Annotated in this window: 29 protein-coding genes; 22 read left to right on the top strand and 7 right to left on the bottom strand. The window is 32.3% G+C overall.

Annotated elements, in window-relative coordinates; genetic code table 11:
* The first annotated feature begins 222 nt into the window (after positions 1-222).
* From LL966_RS00960 to LL966_RS00865, 20 genes are all read left to right on the top strand, one after another.
* On the top strand, positions 223-684 hold the full coding sequence (locus LL966_RS00960) for a MarR family winged helix-turn-helix transcriptional regulator (protein WP_229350866.1): 462 nt from the start codon (positions 223-225) through the stop codon (positions 682-684).
* A 4-nt stretch (positions 685-688) separates the two neighbouring features.
* Positions 689-1,321: an NAD(P)H-dependent oxidoreductase gene (locus LL966_RS00955; RefSeq protein WP_229349319.1), complete on the top strand. Its 633-nt coding sequence runs from the start codon at positions 689-691 to the stop codon at positions 1,319-1,321.
* A 31-nt stretch (positions 1,322-1,352) separates the two neighbouring features.
* Entirely contained in the window at positions 1,353-1,919 is a 567-nt protein-coding gene (locus LL966_RS00950; protein ID WP_229349316.1) for a YceI family protein, read from the top strand.
* A 208-nt stretch (positions 1,920-2,127) separates the two neighbouring features.
* Positions 2,128-3,402 carry a hypothetical protein gene (locus LL966_RS00945; RefSeq protein WP_229349314.1) on the top strand — a complete coding sequence of 425 codons (1,275 nt, stop codon included), beginning with the start codon at positions 2,128-2,130 and terminating at the stop codon, positions 3,400-3,402.
* A gap of 299 nt (positions 3,403-3,701) precedes the next feature.
* Entirely contained in the window at positions 3,702-5,102 is a 1,401-nt protein-coding gene (locus LL966_RS00940; protein ID WP_229349312.1) for an anthranilate synthase component I family protein, read from the top strand.
* 60 nt (positions 5,103-5,162) lie between these two features.
* The gene (locus LL966_RS00935; RefSeq protein ID WP_229349310.1) at positions 5,163-5,603 is read left to right on the top strand and encodes a hypothetical protein; all 441 of its coding nucleotides are present in this window, start codon (positions 5,163-5,165) and stop codon (positions 5,601-5,603) included.
* Between the two features lie 89 nt (positions 5,604-5,692).
* Positions 5,693-6,259 (top strand): anthranilate synthase component II, encoded by a 567-nt coding sequence (locus LL966_RS00930; RefSeq protein WP_229349308.1) that lies wholly within the window; start codon positions 5,693-5,695, stop codon positions 6,257-6,259.
* 87 nt (positions 6,260-6,346) lie between these two features.
* On the top strand, positions 6,347-7,339 hold the full coding sequence (gene trpD, locus LL966_RS00925; RefSeq protein ID WP_229349306.1) for an anthranilate phosphoribosyltransferase: 993 nt from the start codon (positions 6,347-6,349) through the stop codon (positions 7,337-7,339).
* A gap of 72 nt (positions 7,340-7,411) precedes the next feature.
* Positions 7,412-8,191 carry an indole-3-glycerol phosphate synthase TrpC gene (trpC, locus tag LL966_RS00920; RefSeq protein ID WP_229349304.1) on the top strand — a complete coding sequence of 260 codons (780 nt, stop codon included), beginning with the start codon at positions 7,412-7,414 and terminating at the stop codon, positions 8,189-8,191.
* 166 nt (positions 8,192-8,357) lie between these two features.
* Positions 8,358-9,008, top strand: a complete 651-nt coding sequence (locus LL966_RS00915; protein ID WP_229349302.1) for a phosphoribosylanthranilate isomerase — start codon at positions 8,358-8,360, stop codon at positions 9,006-9,008.
* Positions 8,998-10,179 (top strand): tryptophan synthase subunit beta, encoded by a 1,182-nt coding sequence (gene trpB / locus LL966_RS00910; RefSeq protein ID WP_229349300.1) that lies wholly within the window; start codon positions 8,998-9,000, stop codon positions 10,177-10,179. The genes LL966_RS00915 and trpB overlap by 11 nt, the downstream gene beginning before the upstream one ends.
* A gap of 80 nt (positions 10,180-10,259) precedes the next feature.
* Positions 10,260-10,580 carry a gamma-glutamylcyclotransferase family protein gene (locus LL966_RS00905; RefSeq protein WP_229349299.1) on the top strand — a complete coding sequence of 107 codons (321 nt, stop codon included), beginning with the start codon at positions 10,260-10,262 and terminating at the stop codon, positions 10,578-10,580.
* A gap of 8 nt (positions 10,581-10,588) precedes the next feature.
* Complete coding sequence (locus LL966_RS00900) at positions 10,589-11,326, top strand: carbon-nitrogen hydrolase family protein (protein ID WP_229349297.1); 738 nt, start codon at positions 10,589-10,591, stop codon at positions 11,324-11,326.
* 242 nt (positions 11,327-11,568) lie between these two features.
* On the top strand, positions 11,569-12,330 hold the full coding sequence (trpA, locus tag LL966_RS00895; protein ID WP_229349295.1) for a tryptophan synthase subunit alpha: 762 nt from the start codon (positions 11,569-11,571) through the stop codon (positions 12,328-12,330).
* 126 nt (positions 12,331-12,456) lie between these two features.
* Positions 12,457-12,699, top strand: coding sequence for a hypothetical protein (locus LL966_RS00890; RefSeq protein ID WP_229349293.1), 243 nt, complete (start codon positions 12,457-12,459; stop codon positions 12,697-12,699).
* Positions 12,690-13,007, top strand: coding sequence for a type II toxin-antitoxin system RelE/ParE family toxin (locus LL966_RS00885; RefSeq protein WP_229349291.1), 318 nt, complete (start codon positions 12,690-12,692; stop codon positions 13,005-13,007). Before LL966_RS00890 ends, LL966_RS00885 begins: the two co-directional genes overlap by 10 nt.
* A gap of 152 nt (positions 13,008-13,159) precedes the next feature.
* Positions 13,160-13,789, top strand: coding sequence for a TetR/AcrR family transcriptional regulator (locus tag LL966_RS00880; protein ID WP_229349288.1), 630 nt, complete (start codon positions 13,160-13,162; stop codon positions 13,787-13,789).
* A complete protein-coding gene (locus LL966_RS00875; RefSeq protein ID WP_229349286.1) occupies positions 13,779-15,101 on the top strand; it encodes a TolC family protein in 1,323 nt (440 codons plus the stop codon). Before LL966_RS00880 ends, LL966_RS00875 begins: the two co-directional genes overlap by 11 nt.
* 12 nt (positions 15,102-15,113) lie before the next feature.
* Entirely contained in the window at positions 15,114-16,193 is a 1,080-nt protein-coding gene (locus LL966_RS00870) for an HlyD family secretion protein (protein ID WP_229349284.1), read from the top strand.
* 5 nt (positions 16,194-16,198) lie between these two features.
* Positions 16,199-17,788 (top strand): MDR family MFS transporter, encoded by a 1,590-nt coding sequence (locus LL966_RS00865; protein ID WP_229349282.1) that lies wholly within the window; start codon positions 16,199-16,201, stop codon positions 17,786-17,788.
* A 287-nt stretch (positions 17,789-18,075) separates the two neighbouring features.
* On the opposite strand, the gene yaaA is transcribed toward LL966_RS00865, so the two are convergent.
* Positions 18,076-18,834, bottom strand: a complete 759-nt coding sequence (gene yaaA / locus LL966_RS00860) for a peroxide stress protein YaaA (RefSeq protein ID WP_229349280.1) — start codon at positions 18,832-18,834, stop codon at positions 18,076-18,078.
* A gap of 402 nt (positions 18,835-19,236) precedes the next feature.
* On the opposite strand from yaaA, the gene LL966_RS00855 reads away from it, so the two are divergent.
* Both LL966_RS00855 and LL966_RS00850 read left to right on the top strand, forming a co-directional pair.
* Positions 19,237-20,667 carry a CCA tRNA nucleotidyltransferase gene (locus LL966_RS00855; RefSeq protein WP_229349278.1) on the top strand — a complete coding sequence of 477 codons (1,431 nt, stop codon included), beginning with the start codon at positions 19,237-19,239 and terminating at the stop codon, positions 20,665-20,667.
* Between the two features lie 345 nt (positions 20,668-21,012).
* On the top strand, positions 21,013-22,038 hold the full coding sequence (locus LL966_RS00850; RefSeq protein ID WP_229349276.1) for a COX15/CtaA family protein: 1,026 nt from the start codon (positions 21,013-21,015) through the stop codon (positions 22,036-22,038).
* 345 nt (positions 22,039-22,383) lie between these two features.
* On the opposite strand, the gene LL966_RS00845 is transcribed toward LL966_RS00850, so the two are convergent.
* The 6 genes from LL966_RS00845 to LL966_RS00820 are packed head-to-tail and all read right to left on the bottom strand — an operon-like array spanning position 22,384 to position 25,886.
* Positions 22,384-23,148 (bottom strand): LytR/AlgR family response regulator transcription factor, encoded by a 765-nt coding sequence (locus tag LL966_RS00845; protein ID WP_229349273.1) that lies wholly within the window; start codon positions 23,146-23,148, stop codon positions 22,384-22,386.
* A 39-nt stretch (positions 23,149-23,187) separates the two neighbouring features.
* A complete protein-coding gene (locus tag LL966_RS00840; protein ID WP_229349271.1) occupies positions 23,188-23,568 on the bottom strand; it encodes a 2TM domain-containing protein in 381 nt (126 codons plus the stop codon).
* A gap of 21 nt (positions 23,569-23,589) precedes the next feature.
* Positions 23,590-23,907 carry a 2TM domain-containing protein gene (locus LL966_RS00835; protein ID WP_394799441.1) on the bottom strand — a complete coding sequence of 106 codons (318 nt, stop codon included), beginning with the start codon at positions 23,905-23,907 and terminating at the stop codon, positions 23,590-23,592.
* The gene (locus tag LL966_RS00830; protein ID WP_229349267.1) at positions 23,898-24,227 is read right to left on the bottom strand and encodes a 2TM domain-containing protein; all 330 of its coding nucleotides are present in this window, start codon (positions 24,225-24,227) and stop codon (positions 23,898-23,900) included. The genes LL966_RS00835 and LL966_RS00830 overlap by 10 nt, the downstream gene beginning before the upstream one ends.
* Positions 24,208-24,534, bottom strand: coding sequence for a 2TM domain-containing protein (locus LL966_RS00825; protein ID WP_229349265.1), 327 nt, complete (start codon positions 24,532-24,534; stop codon positions 24,208-24,210). Before LL966_RS00825 ends, LL966_RS00830 begins: the two co-directional genes overlap by 20 nt.
* Complete coding sequence (locus LL966_RS00820) at positions 24,534-25,886, bottom strand: 2TM domain-containing protein (RefSeq protein WP_229349263.1); 1,353 nt, start codon at positions 25,884-25,886, stop codon at positions 24,534-24,536. Before LL966_RS00820 ends, LL966_RS00825 begins: the two co-directional genes overlap by 1 nt.
* Positions 25,887-25,903 lie beyond the last annotated feature (17 nt).

The following is a 25,903-nucleotide window of genomic DNA, read 5'->3' as shown; positions in this document are numbered from 1 at the left end:
ACATTTTTCGATTCCACAGATTTTTCAATTTTAAATTTAAGTTAAACATCAAAATATCAATACTTTAAAATTAAAAAATACGTTACTTTTATTATATTAAAAGTTCAAATTGAACGCGCAAACATTCAATATTTTATCAATTAACAAAATTTTAACATGAAACTTGTATATACAACTATTAAAAGTTCTACATTTGTATATACAAATTATACACTTACGACTATGACAATTGAAGAGGTTATTAAGAGTACAGTTAAGATGGATAATGCGAAAAAAGTTATTCTGAATATCATGTACACACAAAATGTGATTCAGGATCATTTCAACGAGTTGATAAAACCGTATGATTTGTCTGGAGAACAATATAATGTGCTGCGTATATTAAGAGGACAAAAAGGAAATCCTGCTAATATGTGTGTGATACAAGAACGTATGTTGGCTAAAACGAGTAACACAACCCGATTAGTTGACAAATTATTACTGAAAGAATTCGTTACAAGAAATGTCTGTCCCGACAATCGACGTAAAATCGAAGTTTTGATTACACAAAAAGGATTAGATGTTTTAAAAGAATTAGATCCGAAAGTAGATGCACATGAACGCGCATTTGCGGAGAATATAAGTCAGGAAGAATTAGAATTATTAAACAAATTATTAGAAAAATACCGAACTCAACAAAATTAAAACTATGAGCACAATTTTAGAAAATCTTAATTGGAGATATGCTACAAAAAAATTTGATGCAACAAAAAAAATCTCTGATGCTGATTTAAATACTTTGAAAGAAGCTGTGAGATTAGCTGCTTCTTCGTACGGATTACAACCATTTAAAGTGGTAGTTGTAGAAAATCCAGAAATTAGAGAACAATTAAAAGCAGCTGCTTACGGGCAAACTCAAATTACTGATGCTTCTCAATTGTTTATATTTGCTAACGACTTAAATGCAGGACCAGAATCTGTTTCAGCTTATATCAAAAATATTAGCGAAACAAGAGGTCTTCCAACAGAAGCTTTAGGCGGATTTGCGGATATGATGAATAATGTAATTTCAAACTTATCTCAAGAAAATAAAAACATCTGGACAGCAAAACAAACGTATATTGCTTTAGGAACTTTATTGGCAGCTGCAGCAGAATTAAAAATCGATGCTACTCCAATGGAAGGTTTCAATCCAGCACAATTCAACGAAATCTTAGGTTTCGATAAATTAGGTTTAAACGCTTCAGTTATTGCAACTGTAGGTTACAGACATGATGAGGACGACACTCAGCATTACAAAAAAGTTAGAAAATCTCAAGAAGAATTATTTATCACACTATAATTATTTATTAATCAAATTCAAATTTTACAACATGAAAAATTTAAAAACAATTGCAATAGCATTATTCGTAGCAGCAGCTGGTATCTCAGTAAACGCACAAACTAAGAAAATCGACGTAAAAGCGTCTACTATTAAATGGGTAGGTAAAAAAGTAACTGGAGAGCACTCTGGAACTGTAAACTTCAAAGATGGAGCTGTAGTTTTAAAAGGAAACAAATTAGTTGGTGGTAGCTTTACTGTTGACATGACTTCATTAACTTCTACAGATTTAACTGGAGAATACCAAGGAAAATTAAACGGGCACTTAAAAGCTGACGATTTCTTCGGAACTGAAAAATTCCCAACTTCAAAATTAGTTATCAAAAAAATCGGTGCAAAATCTGCTGATGTTTATACTGCAACTGCAGATTTAACTATCAAAGGAATTACTAAACCAGTAACTTTTGACATTACTGTAAAAGGAAACACTGCTACAACTGCTTTCAAAGTTGACAGAACTAAATACGATATTAAATACGGTTCAGGTAGTTTCTTCGAAGGTTTAGGAGACAAAACTATCAATGACGAATTCGAATTAGCAGTATCTTTAAAATTCTAATTTTTTAGACTTACTAATTCAAAAATATAATAAACCCCGGCGTTATTTAAACAGCCGGGGTTTATTTTTTTATAAAACTTTTCATAAGCTTAACATTCTTAATACTAAACTAACGCATTCGTAATAAACATCAGGACTTTGATTAACATAGGGCTTCTAATTTTGGGACAATTAAAAAAATCAAAAACTAGAAATCCAAATCATAGTTATGAAAACAAAATTACGTATTGCCCTAATTATCTTTACTATCAGCTTTTTCTCACACGCTCAACAACCAAAAGGAATTATTGGCACCAACAACTGGATGAATAATTGGACCAATTTTAATCCTGCTAAAATGGAATACAACGAAGCAACAAACATTATTGCTGGAACAATAGATAAAGACACTAGATTAGTAAAAAGAAATACTTATCAATTAGTTGGTGTTGTGTATGTTACCAATAATGCTGTTTTAACGATCGAGCCTGGAACAGTTATTCGTGGTGATGATAAAACGTGTGGAACTCTTGTAATTACTAATGGAGCAAAAATCCTTGCTGAAGGTTTAGAAACAGATCCTATCGTATTTACATCAAATAAAGAAAAAAACCTAAGAAAACCTGGTGACTGGGGTGGGATTATTGTTTTAGGAAAAGCTCCAATAAACTCTCTTGGCGGTGTGCATACTTTACCTTTTGATTTAGAAGCAAACTTAAATCATTACGGCGGTCAAGATCCAGAAGATAATTCAGGAATTTTAAAATTTGTCCGTATCGAATATGCTGGAAGAAAATTAAGCTCTACAAAAGAATTGAATGGTCTTTCTCTGGCTGGAATTGGAAGAAAAACTCTTTTAAGCAACATTCAGATCAGTTTTTCTAATGATGATTCTTTTGAATGTTATGGAGGAGATTTGAATATGACTAATTTAATTTCGTACAGAACAACAGACGATGATTTTGATTTTACGCAAGGTGCACAAATCAACATTTCTAACAGTATTGCGGTTCGTCACCCTTTTTCTTCAGATATTTCGGGATCAAGATGCTTTGAAGTAGATTCGTATGAAAAAGTAGCTACTACAGATATGACTAAAAAAATGACTAAAATAAACGCCAACAACATTACTTTAGTCAACTTAGAAGAAAACAATCAAGGCTTGGTTAGAGAATCTATTTTTATAAAAGAAAATACATTTTTCAGTTTAAACAATAGTATTATTTCTGGTTTTTCTCCTTTTGTTTTATTAGAAGGTGCTATTGGAAATGGAGATGTAAATCTTTCGAAAATGAGTTTTAAAAACACAATTGTAAATAATTGCAATGGCGGAATTACAAGCGAATCGGCAAGCAGTAATGATTCTATTCAAAATTTTTACAACCCAAATTCTGGTTTAGAATACACTAAAATGAAAAATACAGAATTATTTGCAACGCCAAATATTAAAGGAAATCCAGATTTTAGAGCTAGCACAAACAATACAATAGCAATTGGAAATTAAGCTTTTAAAGCAACCTTAGTATTTGAAATTTAACAAATTTTCAATTTTAGAAAAGTTTTTTTTTAATTTTTGTATACTACAATTCAAATTACATTTATATCTTTGTCTCAACAAAAACAATTATGAGAACATTATTAAACAATTCTTGGTGGTGGAACAATTTACGTCAAACGTCGTGAACAACGCTTCCTATGGTATTGTAAAACTATAAAATATAAAAGGCTTGTCATCACGACAAGCCTTTTTTTTTGGTCGAAATTGAAATTAAAAATTAACGAAACAACATAAAACTAAATATTTTGAAACCTTTTATTCTTAATACACATTACAAACAAATTCTGGCAGACACCGTTACGCCAGTAAGCATTTATTTTAAAATCAGAGATAAATTCCCAAACAGTTTATTATTAGAAAGTAGTGATTATCACGGAAATGACAATAGTTTCTCTTACATTTGCTGTAATCCAATTGCCACTATAAAAATTGAAAACGAAATTATTTCAAAGACTTTTCCTGACGGAACTTCAGAAAAAATAACTATTGATTCAACTACAAATATTCCACAAGTAATTCAGGAATTTTCAAGTCAGTTTCAATCAGAAAAAAATGATTTCAAATTCATTAATAATGGTTTGTTCGGTTACATTTCTTATGATGCTGTTCGTTATTTTGAAAAAGTATCGATTGCTAAAAAAGACAATGCAACTGCAATACCAGATGTGTTTTATGCTGTTTATCAAAATATTATTGCTATTAATCACTTCAAAAATGAAGCTTATATTTTCTGCCACAGTGTAGACGGAAAAAATAATATTGCAGAAATTGAACAATTACTTCAATCTAGAAATATTGCTTCTTATAAATTCTCGAAAGAAGGTGAAGGTTTTTCTAATCTAACAGATGAAGAATTCAAAGAAAATGTCGCTTTAGCAAAAAAACACTGTTACCGTGGCGATGTTTTTCAATTGGTTTTATCACGTCGTTTTACACAAGGTTTCAAAGGTGACGAATTTAATGTATACAGAGCTTTGAGAAGCATTAATCCTTCTCCGTATTTGTTCTTTTTTGATTATGGAGATTTCAAAATATTTGGTTCTTCGCCTGAAGCACAAATTATTGTAAAAGACAGAAAAGCAGAGATTCACCCAATTGCTGGAACTTTTAAAAGAACCGGAAACGACGAACAAGATGCTCTTTTAGCCAAAGAACTTTCTGAAGATAAAAAAGAAAATAGTGAACACGTTATGCTGGTTGACTTAGCGAGAAATGATTTGAGCAGAAATGGTCACGATGTAAACGTAGAAAAATATAGAGAAGTACAGTTTTTCTCTCACGTCATTCACTTGGTTTCTAAAGTTACAGGCCATTTACACGATAAGGCAACAACCATGCAAGTAGTTGCAGATACTTTTCCTGCAGGAACATTAAGCGGTGCGCCAAAACATAGAGCCATGCAATTAATTGAAGACTGCGAAAAAACTAATCGTAATTTTTACGGTGGCGCAATTGGCTTCATGGATTTTAATGGAAACTTTAATCACGCAATTATGATTCGAACTTTCCTTTCTAAAAACCATCAATTGCATTGTCAGGCTGGAGCTGGAATCGTTGCCAGTTCAGACGAAGAAAGCGAAATGCAAGAAGTCTATAATAAATTAAGAGCTTTGAATACGGCTCTAGAAATTGCAGAGAAAATTTAGTTTTCAGTCGCAGTTTTTAGTCTCAGAATTAAAAATTAAAAATCAAAAAAAACATAAATCATGAAAAAAGTAATTTCAATTTTAGTTTTAATCATTACAATGACATCTTGTACTTCTGAAAAGAAAAATCCGATTGAAGGAACCTGGCGTCTGATTTCGGCAGAAACCACTGAGAAAGATTCAACTTTTTCAACTTTCAATAGAAAATCAAAAATGATTAAAATTATAAACGATACCCATTTTGCTTTTTTTAATCATGATTTGAAAAACGGAAAAGATTCCACAGCAACTTTATTCTTTGGCGGAGGCGGAAAATATACTTTGAAAGACAGTATTTATACCGAAAACCTAGAATATTTTAATAACCGCGATTGGGAAGACAATAAATTTGAATTTGTGGTGAAAGTTCAAAATGACACTTTGATTCAAAAAGGTGTAGAAAGAGTAGAAAAATTAGGAATAGATCGAACTATTATTGAAAAATACGTTCGAGAAAAATAAAAATTTAGTTGTCAGTCTCAGTATTCAGTCACAGTTTTAAAAAAAACTTAGAATCTTAGTCACTTAGCAACTTAGAACCTTAAAAAGAAATGAAAAAAATATTAGTTATAGACAATTACGATAGTTTCACTTACAATTTAGTGCACTATTTAGAAGATTTAAACTGCGAAGTTACCGTTTACAGAAACGACGAATTTGATATTGATGAAATTGCATCTTTCGATAAAATATTACTTTCTCCAGGACCTGGAATTCCTGATGAAGCAGGTTTATTAAAAGCAGTAATCGAAAAATACAGTCCAACAAAAAGCATTCTTGGCGTTTGTTTAGGACAGCAGGCAATTGGAGAAGTTTTTGGCGGAACACTTTCAAATCTTGATAAAGTGTATCACGGTGTTGCTACAAATGTTAAAACGTTAGTTTCAGACGAAGTTTTATTTGAAGGTTTAGGAAATGAATTTGAAGTTGGAAGATACCATTCTTGGGTTGTTGATGCCAATTTACCAGAAGATTTAGAAGCTACTTCTGTTGACGAAAATGGACAGATTATGTCTTTAAGACACAAAACATTTGATGTAAGAGGCGTTCAATTTCATCCAGAAAGTGTTTTAACTCCAAACGGAAAAAGGATTTTAGAGAATTGGATCAAAAGCTAGTATTCAGTCACAGTTTACACTCACAGAAAAAAACTTAGTCCCGAAGCTTCGGGATAGCATCTTAGCAACTTAGAACCTTAAAAAAAAATGAAAACTATATTAAATAAATTAATCAACCACGAAGTTCTTTCTAAAGAAGAAGCAAAACAAGTTTTGATTAATATCTCAAGCGGTCAATATAATCCAAGTCAGATTTCGGCTTTTTTGACTGTATTTATGATGCGAAGCATTACAATTGAAGAACTTTCAGGCTTTCGCGAAGCTTTATTAGAATTATGTATTCGTGTAGATTTATCTGCATACAATACAATCGATTTATGCGGAACAGGCGGTGACGGAAAAGACACTTTCAACATTTCGACTTTAGCTTCTTTTGTTTCTGCTGGAGCTGGAATTAAAGTGGCAAAACACGGAAATTACGGAGTTTCATCTATTTCTGGATCAAGCAACGTGATGGAAAAAATGGGAATTAAATTTAGTAATGATCCTTCTTTTTTAGAAAAATGTATTGATCAAGCGGGAATTTGTGTTTTGCACGCTCCCCTATTTCATCCGGCAATGAAAAATGTTGGACCAATTAGAAAAGAGTTGGCAGTAAAAACCTTTTTCAATATGTTAGGACCAATGGTAAATCCTTCTTTCCCACAAAATCAATTAGTTGGGGTTTTTAACTTAGAATTGGCGAGAATGTACGCTTATTTATATCAAAATACTGATGTGAATTTTACGATTTTACATTCACTTGATGGATATGATGAAATTTCGTTAACAGGTGCAACCAAAACAATTTCAAACCATATGGAAGGAATGCTAAAACCTGAGGATTTTGGTGTTCGTCTTTTATCTCAAACAGAAATTGAAGGCGGAAAAACAATTGAAGAATCTGCTGAAATTTTCACTAATATTATTTCAGGAAAAGGAAACGAAGCTCAAAACAATGTAGTTTGTGCCAACGCCGCAATGGCAATTGCAACGGTTACAAAATGTTCTCCGCTTGAAGGTTTTGAATTAGCAAAAGAAAGTTTATTGTCTGGAAAAGGATTAAAAGCGTTGCAAACATTACAAGAATTAAGTAAGTAAAAACAAACACAAATTTCACGAATTAGCACTAATAAATTTGTGCCTTTGTGACTTTGTGGCAAATTAGTAGCCATGAATATACTCGATAAAATAATATTTGATAAACAAAGAGAAGTCGTTCTTAAAAAATCAATAATTCCAGTTTCTCAATTGGAAGCTTCTGTATTTTTTGGAAAACAAACTATTTCTCTTAGCCAGAATTTACGCGAAAGCAATTCTGGAATTATTGCAGAACACAAACGCAGATCTCCTTCAAAATCAATTATCAACAATAATTTTACGGTTGAAGAAGTTGTAAAAGGATATGAAGATGCGGGCGCATGCGGAATTTCGGTTTTAACAGACGGAAAATATTTCGGTGGTTCCTTAGACGATTTACTTCTAGCAAGAGCCTCTGTAAATATTCCGCTTTTGCGAAAAGAATTTATTGTTGATGAATATCAAATTTTAGAAGCCAAAGCATATGGAGCCGATTTGATTCTTTTGATTGCTGCGGTTTTAACTCGCGAAGAAATAAAATCTCTATCTGAATTTGCTAAAAGTTTAGGTTTAGAAGTTTTGCTTGAAGTTCATAATCAAGAAGAATTAGAAAAATCGATTATGCCGACTTTAGACATGATTGGCGTAAATAACAGAAATTTAAAAACTTTTGAAGTGAGTTTGGATTTCAGTAAAGAATTGGCAGCAAAAATTCCAGATGATTTTGTAAAAGTATCTGAAAGCGGAATTTCATCAATTGAAGCCATTCAAGAACTAAAACCTTACGGTTACAAAGGTTTTTTAATTGGAGAAAACTTCATGAAAACCGATAACGCTGGCAAAGCTGCAACGGAATTTATTAAACAGCTTTAAATTTTAGTTGCCACAAATTGCACGAATTAGCACGAATTTAATTAGTGAAAATTCGTGGAATTCGTAGCAAAGAAATAAACACAAAGCTTTGCGAACTTTTCCACATTTTAAACACAACACAAAAACAAAAACTTAGCGCTCTTTGCGTTAAAAAAAACACAACGAAATGAAACTTAAAATATGCGGCATGAAATATCCCGAAAACATTCTCGAAGTCGGATCGCTCCTACCCGATTATATGGGATTTATTTTCTGGGAAAAATCCGCTAGATATTTTGACGGAACCATTCCGGAACTGATCAAAACGATTAAAAAAACTGGCGTTTTTGTAAACGAAACGGTAGAAAATATTGCAGCAAAAATCAATAAATACGATTTGCAAGCCGTTCAATTGCACGGAAAAGAATCGGTAGATTTTTGCGCATCATTAAAAGAAAAAATCGATTCGAAAATTGAAATTATAAAAGTATTTTCTGTCGGAGAAGATTTTGATTTTGAATCATTAAAACCTTTTGAAGCCGTTTGCGATTACTTTTTGTTTGATACAAAAGGGAAATTACCAGGCGGAAACGGGACAACTTTTGACTGGAAAATATTAGAAAATTACAAATCTGAAAAACCGTTTTTCTTAAGCGGCGGTATCGGAATTGAAGAAATTCCAGCCATAAAAAATCTCAAATTACCTATTTATGCTATTGATGTAAACAGTAAATTTGAAATCGAACCTGGATTAAAAAATAAAAATCTATTAAGAAAATTTCAGAAAACTTTAAAACCTGAAATTTTGAACCTTAAACAAGAATATAATGAATTATAATGTTAACGAAAAAGGATATTACGGAGAATTTGGAGGCGCTTATATTCCAGAAATGCTGTATCCGAATGTAGAAGAATTACGTCAGCAGTATTTAAAAGTTATTGCAGAACCTGATTTCAAAGCAGAATTCAATCAATTGCTAAAAGATTACGTTGGGCGTCCTAGTCCACTATATTTTGCAAAACGTTTATCGGAGAAATACAATACCAAAGTTTACTTAAAAAGAGAAGATTTAAATCATACTGGAGCGCACAAAGTAAACAACACAATCGGACAAATTTTAGTAGCAAAACGTTTAGACAAAAAAAGAATTATTGCCGAAACTGGCGCTGGACAGCATGGCGTTGCAACGGCAACAGTTTGCGCTTTGATGGGAATGGATTGTATCGTTTACATGGGTGAAATCGACATTGCGCGTCAAGCTCCAAACGTGGCTCGTATGAAAATGTTGGGCGCCGAAGTTCGTCCTGCACTTTCGGGTTCAAGAACTTTAAAAGATGCGACAAACGAAGCGATTCGCGATTGGATTAACAATCCGGTTGATACGCATTATATTATCGGATCGGCAATTGGACCGCATCCTTATCCAGATATGGTAACGCGTTTTCAAAGCATTATTTCAGAAGAAATTAAATGGCAGCTGAAAGAAAAAGAAGGACGAGAAAATCCTGATTATGTAGTGGCTTGTATTGGCGGAGGAAGTAATGCCGCTGGAACTTATTATCATTTCTTGCACGAACCAGAAGTTGGAATTATAGCGGTTGAAGCAGCAGGGAAAGGTGTTGACAGCGGACATAGTGCTGCAACAAGTAAATTAGGAAAAGTCGGCGTTATTCACGGTTGTAAAACGCTTTTAATGCAGACTTCAGACGGGCAAATTACAGAACCTTATTCTATTTCTGCTGGATTAGATTATCCTGGAGTTGGTCCTATGCACGCACATTTAGCGCAAACTGGACGCGGCGAATTTTTCTCTGTAACAGATGAAGATGCCATGAATGCAGGATTGCAATTGACAAAACTAGAAGGAATTATTCCAGCAATCGAAAGCGCACACGCCTTTGCTGTTTTAGATCAAAAGAAATTTAAACCTACAGATGTTGTGGTTATTAGTCTTTCGGGTCGTGGCGATAAAGATTTAGATAATTATATTGAATATTTTAAATTGTAATAAAAGTTATACTTTTGGATAATCTACTTTAACGAATAAGGTTTATTCAAAACCAAACAAATAACGAGAAAATAGTAATTATGGAAAAGTTATTCTCTTACGGAACATTACGATCAAAACAGATTCAAATGCAGATTTTTAATAAGGTTTTAAACGGAACTCAAGATCAGATTCTGGGTTTTAAACTTAAAAGCTTACAAATAGAAGAAGAATTTGGAATGGCAGATTATGTTGTTGCGGTTCCAAGTGAAAATCTGGAAGACATTATACATGGTGTCGTTTTTGACGTTTCTAATTCAGAATTATTAAAGGTTGACCAATTTGAATCTAATTCATACAAAAGAGTTCAGGTCAAACTAAAATCAGGAATACTAGCTTGGGTTTATACAGAAAATAAATAATCAAAAAAATGATCTTAGCTGCGGCGCAAACAAAGCCTAAACGAGGAGATGTATCTTCTAACTTATTAAATCATTATCAACTTATTGAATTGGCTGCTCAAAATGGAGCCAATTTAATCGCTTTTCCAGAATTATCGATTACAGGTTACGAAAGAGAAAATGCTGCCAATTTGGTTTTTACAAAAGACGATTACAGGATAGATCATTTAAAAGAATTGGCTGTTAGAAATAACATTATCATTATTGCTGGTGCACCAATTCAAGTGGAATCTAAAATGTTTATTGGCGAATTTGTGATTTCGCCAGACAATTCGGTTTCTATTTACACCAAACAGTTTTTGCACGAAGGTGAAGATGAATTTTTCCAGCCTTCTTTTGATTACAATCCGATGATTCAAATTGAAAATCAGAATATTTCTCTTGCAATTTGTGCCGATATTGACAATCCGCTGCATCCAGAAAATGCTAAAAAGAAAGATACAAATATTTATATTGCTAGTATTTTCTTTTCGCCAAATGGAATTCCAAAGGCCTACCGAGATTTACAGAATTATGCTCAAAAACATGAAATGAATGTTTTGATGTCCAATTTTAGCGGAGAATCTTGGGGTTTTCCTTCGGGAGGAAAAAGTGCTTTTTGGAATAATAAAGGGGAATTAGTTGGACAAATGAATGATTCTGATTCGGGATTATTGCTTGTTGAAAAAAAAGACAATGATTGGGAAAGCCAAATCGTAAAATTTTAAAATATAATGCCACAGATTTCACAGATTAGCTAAGATTTTTTCACGCAGATTTGGCAGATTAAAGCAGATTTTAATTAAAGATATTTTAAAAAAATCTGCCTGAATCAGCTTAAATCAATTCAAATCTGCGTGAAAAAAATTCAAATAATAAGCCGTGAAAATCCTTTTAATCTTTGGCAAAAGAAAACGTAAACATACCTACAAGGTTTTGGAAACCTTGCAGGAGAAAAAAACACATAAAAATGAACAGAATAACTCAAAAATTACAAGAAGATAAAAAGATACTCTCGATCTATTTTTCTGCAGGATTTCCTAATTTGAATGATACGGTTCAAATTATTCAAGATTTAGAAAAAAACGGAGTTGATTTAATTGAAATTGGTCTCCCTTTTAGCGATCCTTTGGCAGACGGACCAACAATTCAGGCAAGTTCCACTCAGGCGCTTCATAACGGAATGACGACTCAAATTCTTTTTGATCAACTGAAGAACATTCGCGAAAGCGTAAAAATTCCGTTGATTATTATGGGATATTTTAATCCGATGCTACAATATGGCGTTGAAGCGTTTTGTAAAAAATGTGCAGAAATCGGAATTGATGGTTTAATTATTCCAGATCTTCCTGTTGATGTTTATGCTGAGGAATACAAAGCAATTTTTGAAAAATACGGTTTAATCAATGTATTCTTAATTACACCACAAACATCAGGCGAAAGAATTCGTTTTATTGACAGCGTTTCAAACGGATTTATTTATATGGTAAGTTCTGCAAGTGTTACAGGATCTCAAGCTGGTTTTGGAAATACGCAGGAAACCTATTTTGAAAGAATTGCAGACATGAATTTGAAAAATCCACAAATTGTTGGTTTCGGAATTTCAAATAAAGAAACTTTCAATCAAGCTACAAAATACGCAAAAGGAGCTATTATTGGAAGTGCTTTTATTAAACATTTAAGCGAAAGTGGAAGTGGGAAAATTGGTGAGTTTGTTGGAGAGATTCGATAGAAAATTTACATAATCATTATTTTAGACGGTATTTAATAACAAATTTAAATACCGTTTTTTATTTAAGAATCTATAACTAAAACCTTTTCAAATATTTTTTTTTACCTTTGAATAAAATCAATTATTATGGATTTAGAAGCTCGTAAAATATCATTTGTGCAAGAATTTCTTAGGTTACAAAACGAAGAAATAGTAAATCAGCTTGAAAAATTGCTTCATGAGCAAAAAGTTCAATTATTAGATTTAGAAATGAAACCTATGAGTTTAGATCAATTCAATAACGAAATCGATCAATCTGTAAATGATGTTGCTCAAGGTCGAATTATATCTTCGAAAGATTTGAAATCAAAAATTCAAAAATGGGATTAACTGTCTATTGGACTCAATTTGCAGAGGATAAGCTTACTGATATTTTTGAATATTACAAATATAAGGCAGGAGTAAAAGTTGCAAAAGCATTAATAGATGGTTTAATAGATTCTTCACTTTCACTTGAGTTTAATGCTTATGGCGGTCAAAAAGAAGAACTTTTATCTGAAAGAATTCAAGATTTTAGATATTTAGTATTTAAAAATTACAAAATTATTTATTGGATTGAGGAATACAAAAATGTTGTTTATATTTCTAACATATTTGACACCAGACAAAATCCAATCAAAATAAAATTAGAAAAATAAATTATTTAAAAGCTGAAATACTTAAGTATTTCAGCTTTTTTTTTTGCTCCAATTATCGAAACCGTTTTATGTTAATATTGTGTTAAAACAAAATTAAACAAGTGTTTAAATTAAACAAGTGTTTAATTTTGTACCCGATTAGAAAAACTATCATGTCAAACATCGAATTAAACGACAAAAAAATTCAGATCCTTAACGTTGCTGAAAAGCTGTTTTCTGATAAAGGATTTGAGGGTACATCGATACGGGACATTTCCAAAGAGGCAAAAATCAATATTGCCATGGTTTCGTATTATTTTGGTTCAAAAGAAAAGCTCTTAGAGGCTTTGATTCTTCACAAAACTGTTGATTTAAAATTACAACTCGAAAATTTATTAAAGGAAAATATCGAACCCCTTGAAAAAGTCAATAAATTAATCGAAATTTACATTAACCGAATTTGTCTTAATAAAGGGATTTACAGAGTTTTACATTTTGAATTGAACAATAAAAAAAGAGAAAAAAGCTTTCAAGCTTTTACAGAACTTAAAAAAGGAAATTTAAAGTCTGTAGAAAGTATTATCAAACAAGGCCAAGCTCAGGGCGTTTTTAGAAAAGATATCAATATCCAACTCATTACTCCAACAATTATTGGAACCTTTTTTCACTTTCATATGAATCGTCCTTTCTTCGAAGAATTATTAGATTTAAAAACAGAAGAAATGTTTAACAATTACATGAAAAACGAACTTACAAAGCACATTCAACAAACTATAAAAGCGCTACTTGTTTATGAAAATTAGTCAATTAATGCTCTTTGGAGTTTTCTTTATAGGAATATCTTCAGTAGAAGCACAAGAAAAAACAAGTTTAACCTTAGACGAAGCCGTAAAGATGGCGTGGGAAAAAAGTAACGAAGTTACGCTTGCCAATACTAAGGTAAACACAAAAAAATACGAGTTAAAAGCCGTAAAAAATAATCAGTATCCTGATCTTAAAATTTCTGGACAATATCAGCGACTAACAAAAGCTTCGATTGATATGCATAATGAAGGTGAAAGTGCTGCCACTCTAGCTTCTCCAGATCGCGCGATGTTAGGAATGGCTAATTTAAGTTTACCGATTTTTGCTGGATTTAAAATTCAAAGCAGCATCGATGCTTACGGTAACTTATATGAAGCTGAAACTGCCAACGCTGCAAAAACAAAAGAAGATGTAGCTTTAAGAGTAATTACTTATTATACTGCATTGTACAAAGCACAAAAGACTTTAGATGTTCTAAATGAAAATCAAAAAAGTGCTAAACAGCGTGTAACTGACTTTATAGAATTGGAGAAAAACGGAATCATTCCGAGAAACGATTTATTGAAAGCGCAATTGTTAGTTTCAAAAACGCAATTATCTATTGATGAAGCAACTAACAACTTAAACAACATCAATTTTTATTTAACAACATTATTGAAATTAGCTCCTGAAACCAAACTTCAGGTTAATGAGGATGATTTCTTTAATTTGAAAACAAACAATGCTCCAACAACAGATGCATTAGCACTTGAAAACAGAAAAGATTTGGAAGCAATCCGTTTGCAATCTAAAGCTTCTGAAGCCAACATTAAAATTGCAAAAGCTGCTTATTACCCAACACTTTCATTACTTGGAGGTTACACAGCTTTAGACCTTAAAGATATTATTACGGTAAAATATGCAATGAACTTTGGTCTAGGTTTATCTTATGATTTATCTGGAATTCTAAAAAATAGTGCTCACGTAAAAGAAGCTGAAAGTAGAGCTTTAGAAGTAAAAAACACTGAAGCGATTATGACAGACCGCATTAAGGTTGAAGTTCAAAAATCTCTTGAAGATTATGACTTAGCAATCAATCAAAGTGTGGTTTATGAAGAAGCACTTCAACAAGCAGCCGAAAACTATAGACTTGTTAAAGATAAATTCGATAATGGATTAGCTGATACCAATGATTTGGTTGAAGCGGATGTTGAACAACTAAGTGCGAAAATAAATACCGCAGTAGCAAAGGCATCAATTATTCAAAAATATTACGAATTACTTTCAGTATCAGGACAATTATCACAATCATTCAATCTTTCTAAAATATAATCGATAGCTCTCATGGAAAAGAAAAAGACAAATAAAAAATTCATCATCATATTAACCGTTATGGTTTTATTGGGAGGAACTTACGGAATCTCTAAATATTTACATTCACAAGCTCACGAAGAAACGGATGATGCTCAGATTGAGAAAAGAATGAACCCGATTATCCCGAGAGTTTCTGGATATATCAGCAAAGTTTATGTGAAAGATAATGATTACGTAAAAAAAGGAGATACTTTATTTACTATCGATAAGAGAGATTATCAATTAAAGATTGATGAAGCTAATGCTGCATTATTGGGAGCTGAAGGTCAATTTGAAGCAGCAAAAGCAGATATTGGAAGTGCTTACGCAAGTATTTCGGTTTCAGACGCTCAAATGAGATCTGCAAGTGGTTCTATCGAAAGTGCAAAGATTAGATTGAGACAGCTTACAAACGATTATAACCGTTACAATAACTTGTACAAAACACATACAATTACAAAACAGCAATATGAGCAGGCTTTAACTGCAAAAGAAGAAGCTGAAAATCAAGTACGTGTTTTAGAACAACAACAAAAAGCTACTTCGTACCAAAAATCGGTTATTCAGTCAAAATCTAAAGTTTCTGATAAACAAACTGAAGTTGCGGCGGCAAACATCAAAAAAGCAAAAACAATGTTAGATGTTGCTCATTTAAATCTATCTTACACAGTAGTTACTGCTGCAATTGACGGTCAGGTTTCTAAAGTTGATATTCAGCCAGGACAATTGGTTCAGCCAGGTCAGTCGTTATTTTATATCATCAATAATAATGAAGCTTGGGTTGTAGCAAATTTCAAAGAAACTCAATTAAACAAAATGGTTATTGGACAAAAAGTTAGCTTAAAAGTTGATGCTTATCCAAACTACGAATTTAAAGGAATTGTAACTTCTTTTTCTCCTGCTACAGGATCACGTTTCTCATTATTGCCCCCTGACAATGCAACAGGAAACTTCGTAAAAACAATTCAAAGATTACCCGTAAAAATTAGTTTAGATCAATCTAACGATCCTGAAAAAGTAAAACTTTTGAGACCAGGAATGAATGTTGATGTAGATGTACATTTGAAATAAAATAAATGGCAACAGCAGTACAAGCAGATGACGATTTAGTAGAATACGGTTTTAGACGTGTTGTCATTACGATTACGGCAGTACTTTGTGCATTGCTGGAAATTGTAGACACAACGATTGTAAACGTAGCACTAACCGACATGCGAGGAAGTCTTGGGGCAACCCTGACAGACGTTGCATGGGTAATTACAGCATACGCAATTGCGAATGTAATTGTAATTCCGATGACGAGCTGGCTATCACAGCAATTTGGAAGACGAAATTATTTTGTGGCTTCGATCATAATATTTACCGTCTGTTCCTTTTTGTGTGGTAATGCCTCTAATATATGGGAACTTGTAGCCTTTCGATTCGTACAAGGTATGGGTGGTGGAGCACTTTTAGTAACAGCCCAAACTATTATTACAGAAAGTTACCCTGTCGCAAAACGTGGAATGGCGCAAGCAATTTACGGAATGGGTGTAATTGTTGGTCCAACTCTTGGTCCGCCATTAGGAGGATATTTGGTAGATAATTATTCTTGGCCTTATATTTTTTATATCAATATTCCGTTGGGAATTATTGCGACAATTTTGGCTTTGACATTTGTTAGAAGTCCAAAATATGGAGAGAAATTAAAAGCCAATCAGGTTGACTGGTGGGGAATTATTTTGTTGAGCGCCTTTATTGGTTCTTTACAATTTGTATTAGAACATGGACAGCAAGATGACTGGTTTAACGATTCTCTTATTGTAACTTTAAGTGTTGTGACCGTTCTTGGATTGGTTTTATTTATCTGGAGAGAGCTTACATATAAATATCCAATTGTGAACTTAAGTGTTCTAAAAGACGGGAACTTAAGAATTGGAACCGTGATGTGTTTTATTCTTGGTTTCGGTTTATATGGATCAACTTTAATTATTCCGATTTACACGCAGTCTATTTTAGGATGGACCGCAACTGATGCTGGTTTATTATTGATTCCTGGATCTATCACCACGGCGATTATGATGCCATTTGTTGGAAATATGATTCAGAAAGGTGTTCCGCAAGGTTATATGGTAGGAGTCGGATTTTTAGTTTTCTTCTTCTTTACCTTTATGATGTATTCAAGAATGACGCCTGATACTGGTGTAGAACATATGTATTGGCCATTAATTTTGAGAGGAATTGGTCTTGGATTGCTTTTCGTTCCCATTACTACGCTTTCACTTTCAACTTTAAAAGGAAAACATATTGGAGAGGGAGCTGCTTTTACCGGAATGATGCGTCAATTAGGAGGATCATTTGGTATTGCGATTATTACCACATTTATTACGCGTTTTAGCCAATCACACAGAGTAGATTTAATTAACAATTTAGATCCAGCAAAGTTTGATGTACAACAACGCATTACAGGAATGCAACATGCCTTTATGGCAAAAGGATATAGTGCAGATGTTGCTTTGAAAAAAGCTTACCAAGCCATAGAATATTCTGTACTAAAACAAAGTACTGTAATGGCCTACATGGATATTTTCATGTATTTAGGAATTATGTTTTTATTATGTATACCGATTATTCTCTTTATCAAAAAAGGGAAGAACAAAATTAATGCAGCCGACGCAATGCATTAATAATAATAAGTTTATAATACGCAGAAACGCCGAATTCATCATTTAGAATTCGGCGTTTATTTTTTATTTTTATTTATCCGCAAAGTCCCCAAAGATTTTATTCTTAAGATGTGCTGAAATGCAAAGTTCGCAAAGCTTTGTCATAAAAACTTTGCGAACTTAGAATCTTTTTTTTATTTCATCTCTTTCAGGGATTAAAATCCCTGCCTACAATATGTTCCGAGCCTTCGGCTCTCTAGCAAAAAACCTCTGTCACTTTGCCACTTTGAACCTTTGTCACTAAAAATCTATCTTGTAAAAACCAAGTGATTTCCTTTTGAAAGATTGGCATCAAACTGATATCCTTCGTAATTAAAACCTTTTAAATCATCAATTGTTTCGGCATTGGTATCAATAATATAACGAACCATCATACCTCTCGCCTTTTTTGCAAAGAAACTAATCATTTTCAATTTTCCGTCTTTATAATCTTTAAAGTCAGGAGTAATGACAGGAACTTTTAAAGCTTTTACATCAACTGCAGAAAAATATTCATTACTTGCTAAATTCACAAATAATTCGTCTTTTTTCAATTCTTTATTTAGAGCTTTAGTCACTGTTGGTTTCCAGAACTCATGAAGGTTTTTAGATTCTCCAACCGGCATTTTTGTTCCCATTTCTAAACGGTAAGCCTGCATTAAATCTAAAGGTTTCAAAAGTCCGTAAAGACCCGATAAAATCCTCAGTTTGTCCTGTAAATCATCTAATTTTTCTAGCGGAATTGTATAAGCATCTAAACCTGTGTAAACATCACCATCAAAAGTATAAACCGCTGGACGTGCATTTTCTGGAGTAAAAGGTGTTTTCCAATCTTGATTACGTTTCCAGTTTAAATCGGCTAGTTTATCTGAAATTGACATTAGTTCTGATAATTCAGATGGATTTTTTTGTTTGACTACTTTGTGAACTACTCTCGCTTCTTTTAGAAATGAAGGTTCTGTATACTGAGATGTTGGTAATTCTTTTTCAAAATTTAAAGACTTCGCTGGCGATATAACTATTTTCATTTGTGCTTTTTTCTATGATTCAAAAATACAAATTGAATTTCTAAAAACAGATTATTGTAATTGAATTGTTCTATTGTTGTATTTTTCTTGCCACGAATTTCACGAATTTCCACGAATTGTCTTTTTTATAGCCACAGATTACAGAATTAAAATGATTAAAAAAATCTGTGCAAATCTTTTTAATCTGTGGCAAAAAAAATCTTTACAAAAAAATAAATTCGTGAAAATTCGTGAAATTCGTGGCAACCCTTTCTCAATTCATAAAAATCAATGCTACAAAATGTGAAATTGTTCAAAAAAGTCAGCTCTAGATTATAAAAGGCATTTTCTATGTTGTAAATTTGCATGCATTTTATTTCTATTAAAATCTGAAATGCTTTTTATTAAAAAATTAGTGAATTCGTGGCGATACAAACAAACTACAAAACTGCTTTACAAAACAAAATCTTCGATATTATTTCGAAAGCTTCTCAGGAATTAAATGTTGACTCTTATGTGATAGGAGGATTTGTTCGTGACTTGCTTTTAAATCGAGGTTCTAAAAAGGATATTGACGTTGTGGCGGTTGGAAGCGGCATCGAATTGGCGCTTAAAGTTTCAGAGTTACTTCCGAACAAACCAAAAGTTCAGGTTTTTAAAACTTACGGAACAGCCATGCTTCGTTTTGAAGACACCGACATTGAGTTTGTTGGGGCAAGAAAAGAATCTTATACCCGCGACAGCCGAAATCCAGTTGTAGAAAACGGAACTTTGCAAGATGATCAAAACCGTCGTGACTTTACGATTAACGCTTTGGCCTTATCCTTAAACCAAAGTAATTTCGGAGATCTTCTAGATCCTTTTGATGGTTTAACCGATTTAAAAAATAAAACTATAAAAACGCCTCTGGATCCAGATATTACCTATTCTGATGATCCGTTGCGAATGCTTCGCGCGATTCGTTTTGCAACACAATTGAATTTCGAAATCGAAGAAAATTCATTGAATGCAATTACAAAAAATGCCGAAAGAATAAAGATTATTTCTGGCGAAAGAATTGTCGATGAATTAAACAAAATTCTTTCTACAGATAAACCTTCAACTGGATTTTTACTTTTATATAAAACCGGACTTTTAGATTTAATTTTACCTGAATTGACTGCATTAAATCAGGTGGAAGAAATTGAAGGGCATACGCATAAAAACAATTTTTATCATACGCTTGAAGTTGTCGATAATATCTGCCCAAATACAGACGATGTCTGGTTGCGCTGGTCGGCTTTATTGCACGATATAGGAAAAGCGCCAACAAAACGTTTCAATAAGAAACAAGGATGGACTTTTCATGGACATGAGTTCTTAGGCGGAAAAATGGCGAAGAAAATATTCGAACGTTTACATATGCCATTGAATCACAAAATGAAATTTGTGCAAAAAATGGTTATTATGAGTTCGCGACCTATTGTTTTGGCGCAAGATATTGTAACCGACAGTGCGGTGCGACGTTTGGTTTTTGATGCTGGCGAAGATGTTGAAGATTTAATGACTTTATGTGAAGCCGATATCACAACCAAAAATCCCGCGAAGTTCAAGAAATATCATAAGAACTTTGAAGTTGTTCGAAAAAAAATCGTCGAAGTAGAAGAACGTGATCAGGTACGTAATTTTCAGCCGCCTATTTCGGGTGAAGAAATTATGGAAATGTTCGATCTCAAACCTTCACGCGAAATTGGTGTTTTGAAAGAGGCCGTAAAAGAAGCTATCTTAGAAGGTGTGATTCCAAATGAATATCAGGCTGCTTACGATTTTGTGATTAAAAGAGCTGAGAAATTAAACTTAAAACCTAAAAAATAATCTATATGCTTGGTTTATTATTTTATTCATGCTTTTCACAATGATGATGGTTCTTAATCTTCTTTTTATCAAGAAACTGAAGATTATTAATAAAAATAAAGCAAAGCATAAATTAATATTTTTTTTAATCAATATTATTACAATAGCAGTAATAACTTTTTTTTATATAAAATTTCAGTTTACTATTCTAAAAAAATACTTCGAAATTGATGAAAGTACTAATGGAGGAATAATAATTACACTGATGGCAATTATCTTACTGAATAGCCTTTTAAATATATTTATTATAAAAATCTACATAAAAAAAATTAGCAAATCGAGCGAAATCGAATTAATCGGAAAAGAATGAAAAAAGAGAATAAATCAGTAATCATTTGGTTACTATCAGGTTGTGTTTTATTATTTTTAATGGTTGTAGTAGGCGGAATTACCCGTTTAACTAATTCAGGTTTATCTATGACCGACTGGCATTTGGTAACTGACACTTTCCCGCCTTTAACCGAAGCCAAATGGCAAGCCGCTTTTGACGAATACAAGAAATTTCCAGAGTATCAAAAAATCAATATTCATAACGATTTTCAATTAGCAGATTATAAATTTATCTATTTCTGGGAATGGTTTCATCGTTTCATCGGACGCATTATTGGGTTGGTTTTCTTTGTACCGTTTGTTTACTTTTTAGCAAAAAAGAAATTAGATACAGACACTATTAAAAAATGTGTGGTTCTTCTAGCTATGGGAGGTTTCCAAGGATTTTTGGGATGGTTTATGGTAAGAAGCGGTTTAATTGATAATCCAGATGTAAGTCATTTTAGACTTTCACTGCACTTAACTTTTGCATTTATTACTTTCGCGTACACGCTTTGGGTTGCACTCGACTTAATTTATCCGGAACGAAATATCAATAAAATATTACCGCTTCGAAAAATTGCTCGTTATGCACTAGTTGCCTTATTAATTCAGATTATTTATGGCGGTTTTGTAGCTGGATTAAATGCAGGATTAATTCACAATCATTGGCCGTTAATGAGTGATGGAGAATTTATTCACGAATCGGTTTTTATCGAACAATCTTCTTTAATCAAAAATTTAATTGAAGGAAAAAGCGGTGTTCAGTTTGTACACAGAACTTTTGCTTATGTAGTGGTTGCGATTATTCTTTTTCTTTTCTTTAAAAGCAAAAAATATTCGCTTACCAGAACTCAAGCAAACGGAATCAATACTTTAGTAGTTTTTGTTTTTATCCAATTTTTGCTTGGAGTTTTTACCTTATTGTTTAGCGTTCCTTTGGCTTTAGGATTAATTCACCAAATTATGGCGTTTTTCCTTTTAAGCGCTATGACATTTACATTGCATAGATTGAGTAAATAAAATCTAATATATTAAAACATAAAAAAGCTGTCTCAAAAAGATGGCTTTTTTTGTAAGCTTCGGAGAAGCGAAATATTTATAGCAAATGATAAACATTTACAACATAAAGCTCTGGAAGAGCGACATATATTAAGGTTTTAGAAAAAAAATGTCACTCCTCCGGAGCTTTATTTATTTGTCTTATTCTAATTTCTATACATATTTCACCCCGCTGGGGCTTTACTGATAAATGAAATCTTATAAATATTTTGCAATGAAAAAAGCTATCCTTTTGAGATAGCCAATTTTTATGATATCGATTTTAATTCGAAAAATTAAAATCTATTAAATTTCTTTTTTTTGATTTTATCCCAACCAAGCTTTAAAATCCTGTACTTTTTCTCGGCTTACAATAACCTCATCTTCTTTATAAGTTGGAAGAATCACTTTAAGTCGAGAATTAGTATAAACCTGGATTTCTTTAATCGCTTTTAACGGCACAATAAACTTTCTGCTTACGCGAAAGAAATCCTTTTTGTCTAATTCTTGCTCCAAAATTTCTAAAGTCGAATCGATCAAATAATCACGATTATCGCATGTATGAATGTATGTTCCTTTATTTTCACTAAAAAAACATTCAATTTCTTCTGTTGTAATGACTTTTAGATGTTGGCCAATCTTTACTGTAAACCTCTTTTTATACGTCTTTTCAAAAGGATTTGAAAGCATTTGACGAATCTGTTCAAAATCTAATTGCAGGTTTGAAGTTTCTGTTGTTTTCGGAATTCGTGTTTTATATTTAGAAACCGCAGTTTCCAAATCATCTTCATCAATTGGCTTTAGTAAATAATCTATACTGTTTAGCTTAAAAGCCTTTAATGCATATTCATCATACGCTGTTGTAAAGATGATAGCGCTTTTGATATCGATCTTTTCAAAAATTTCAAAAGACAAACCGTCAGATAGCTGAATATCCAGAAAAATCAAATCCGGATGCGGATTATTTTCAAACCATTGAACTGATTCTTCAACCGAATGAAGCATCGTTTCTACGGTTACATCTAACTTTTCAAGTTTTCTCTGCAACAATCTTGCTGCCGGTTTTTCGTCTTCTATAATTAATGTGATCATTTACTATACTATGAAATTTGAAAAAATATTAGGTCAAAGTTACTCCCATTTATTTTTATTTGCGGCGTCTTTATCCATAAATTTTTGGATTTTCTTTTGTTCCCAGTCTTCACTAAAAAACAAATTAGAACCAAAAACAGAAAGTCCGTGCGCTACTAAACCAATTCCCCAGAAGAATGCTGTTGAATAACTATGCCAGTTAGACAAACCACTAAAATCAAACCCATTTGAAAAATTGCTTCTTGTTATACTTGAAACAATAATAATGATATTTACAATAAAGTACACTTTCAAATGAGAATAAAATCCTTTAATTTTTTTTACTTTTTTGTAAGCCGCATTGTAACTTTCGTCATTGGTATATTCTCCTGAATTTTGTTTTGCGTAGTCTTCGTACATCTCTCTTCTATAACGTCCCATAACTATATTTTTTTTTAAAAATTATTTCCACTTGTTTTTATTTTCTTTCTCTTTCTCCATAAATTCCTGAATTTTTCTTTCCTCCCATTCTTTACCCATTCCAGGAAAAACTTCAAAAACTTTCAATCCGTGAAAGATAACTCCAACTCCCCACCATAATAGCGGCCAGAAAAACCATAAATATTGTGGTGATGTATACAAATTGATAAAGATTAAAATGGCATTTACTAATATGTAAGAAACTAGATTTCCATAAAATCCTTTAATATTTTCGACTTTCTTTTTAGCCGCGATATATCTTTCCTCTTCGCTTAAAATCCTTTCCATGATTATTCCCATTTTTGTTTTTTATATTTTTTTTCTAAGATGCTTTTCAATTTACGTTGTTCCCATTGTGTGCCAAAAATTTTATAAGATGCAAACATATCAATAGCAGAACCAAGTATTACAGCCGACCAAATAATCATAACCACCCAATTGATGTATTGTATTGGAAAAAAATGAAGTGGAAGATTGGTATATTCTTTCAGAAGAAATACAATCATCGAGATTACATAAACAAATAAATGATTGTAAAATGACTTTAGCTGTTTTACTTTTTTGCTGGCTAGTTCCTTCAAAATAGTTTGTTCCTGATCGTTACTCAAATTTGTTTCCATGATTACTTTCAAGTCTACGTTTATTTTCTTTTTCTAAAAATTCTTGTATTTTTTTATCCTCCCATTTTTTATTAAAGAAAGGCGGAAAACTAAAAACTTTTAATCCATGTAAAACAATTGCCATTCCCCAGCCTACTACACACCAAATAAACCACAAATACTCTGGAGAGGTCATTAAATTTACTATAATTACAATTGGAGTAGACAAAACGTATACACTCAAATGCTCGTAAAACTCTCTTAATTCTTTCACTCTTTTCTGAGCATCATAATAACGATCCGCTTCAGTAAAATCTTTTTCAGTCATTATTTCCAAGTGTTTTGTTTGTTATCTCTCTCTAAAATTTCTCGTATTTTACGTTCTTCCCAATCTGAACTGTATCCAAAAACTTTAAAAGCATGCATGGCAACTCCAAATCCCCAGCCTAAAGCAGAAAACCAAAACCATTGAAATCCTGGTGAAAATTTTAGATTGATAAAAACTAAAAATGGAATTACACAACAGTATGAAATAATATTTCCGTAAAAACCTTTTAGTTCTTCAACTCTTTTTTTGGCTCTATAATAGGCTTTTGCCTCATCTGTATATTCTGCACTCATTTCCATAACTGTAATTTGTTTGGTTAAAATTGGAATTCTAACGGTGAAATTCTTTTCGTCTTGATCAATTTTCACTCTTCGGTCCGTTATAATTCCGTATCGATTTACAATATTCTGCAATCCAACACCTTGTCTATCTTGCAAAACTTCTTTCTTTTGAAGATCATTTTGTATAGCCAAATAATCTCCGTCAATAAATATTCTAATATGCAAAGGTTTTTGTTCGCTTACAATATTATGCTTTACAGTATTCTCCAGTAAAAGCTGTAAAGAAAGCGGAACCACTTTAGCATCTGGATTGATGTTTTCTGTTGGCAATTCGTAAAACAAACTATTTTCGAAACGCATTTTAAGCAGATTCATGTAAGTTTTAGCAAATGACAATTCATCTTCAACAGAAACCAATTCTTTATCTTTCTGCTCTAAAACATATCTGTAAATTTTAGATAAAGAAGTGGTAAAACGCTGCGCATTATCAGGATTTTCTTCAATCAATGAACTTAAAACATTCAAACTATTAAAAAGAAAATGTGGGTCAATCTGATTTTTTAAACTTTCAAATTTGGCGCTGGCAGTTCCGGCGATGATTTTTTGCTGCGTTATTTCAACTTTTGAAGCTTTTTTCCACTTCACCATAAAACTTCTGGCTTGTAAAAAAGTGGAAACTCCTAAAGATAAAATAATATAAAAAAGATGTACCCATATCATTCTTGCTCCCAAAAACACCTCTAAGCTCACATCCTGCAATACCACAAAAATGAAATAGTTTATGGCTAAAACTACAGGAACTGTATACAAAACGGTTACTAGAATTCCGTAATAAACTCTAAGGTTTGTTTGTTCCAGCCAATCCCATTTTTTGTCTAAGAGCACATTCAGGAAGCCATTTCCAAAACCTAATCCGAAAGAATAAAGACAGCTTATAAAGAAAGTTAAAAGAACATTTCTAACATTTAAATCATCTCCTAAAGAAGCTGAAAATATTACGGCAAAGATCATCGAAATCTTGAAACAGACTATTGTTCCACTTTTCAGATCGGTAAATGTTCTTTCTTTCATTATATGCTTCTTATATT

This window comes from Flavobacterium chungbukense (genome assembly GCF_020805785.1).
GTDB lineage: Bacteria > Bacteroidota > Bacteroidia > Flavobacteriales > Flavobacteriaceae > Flavobacterium > Flavobacterium chungbukense.
Note: the sequence above shows the minus strand (reverse complement) of the source record. Positions and strands in the feature narration are given on the sequence as shown.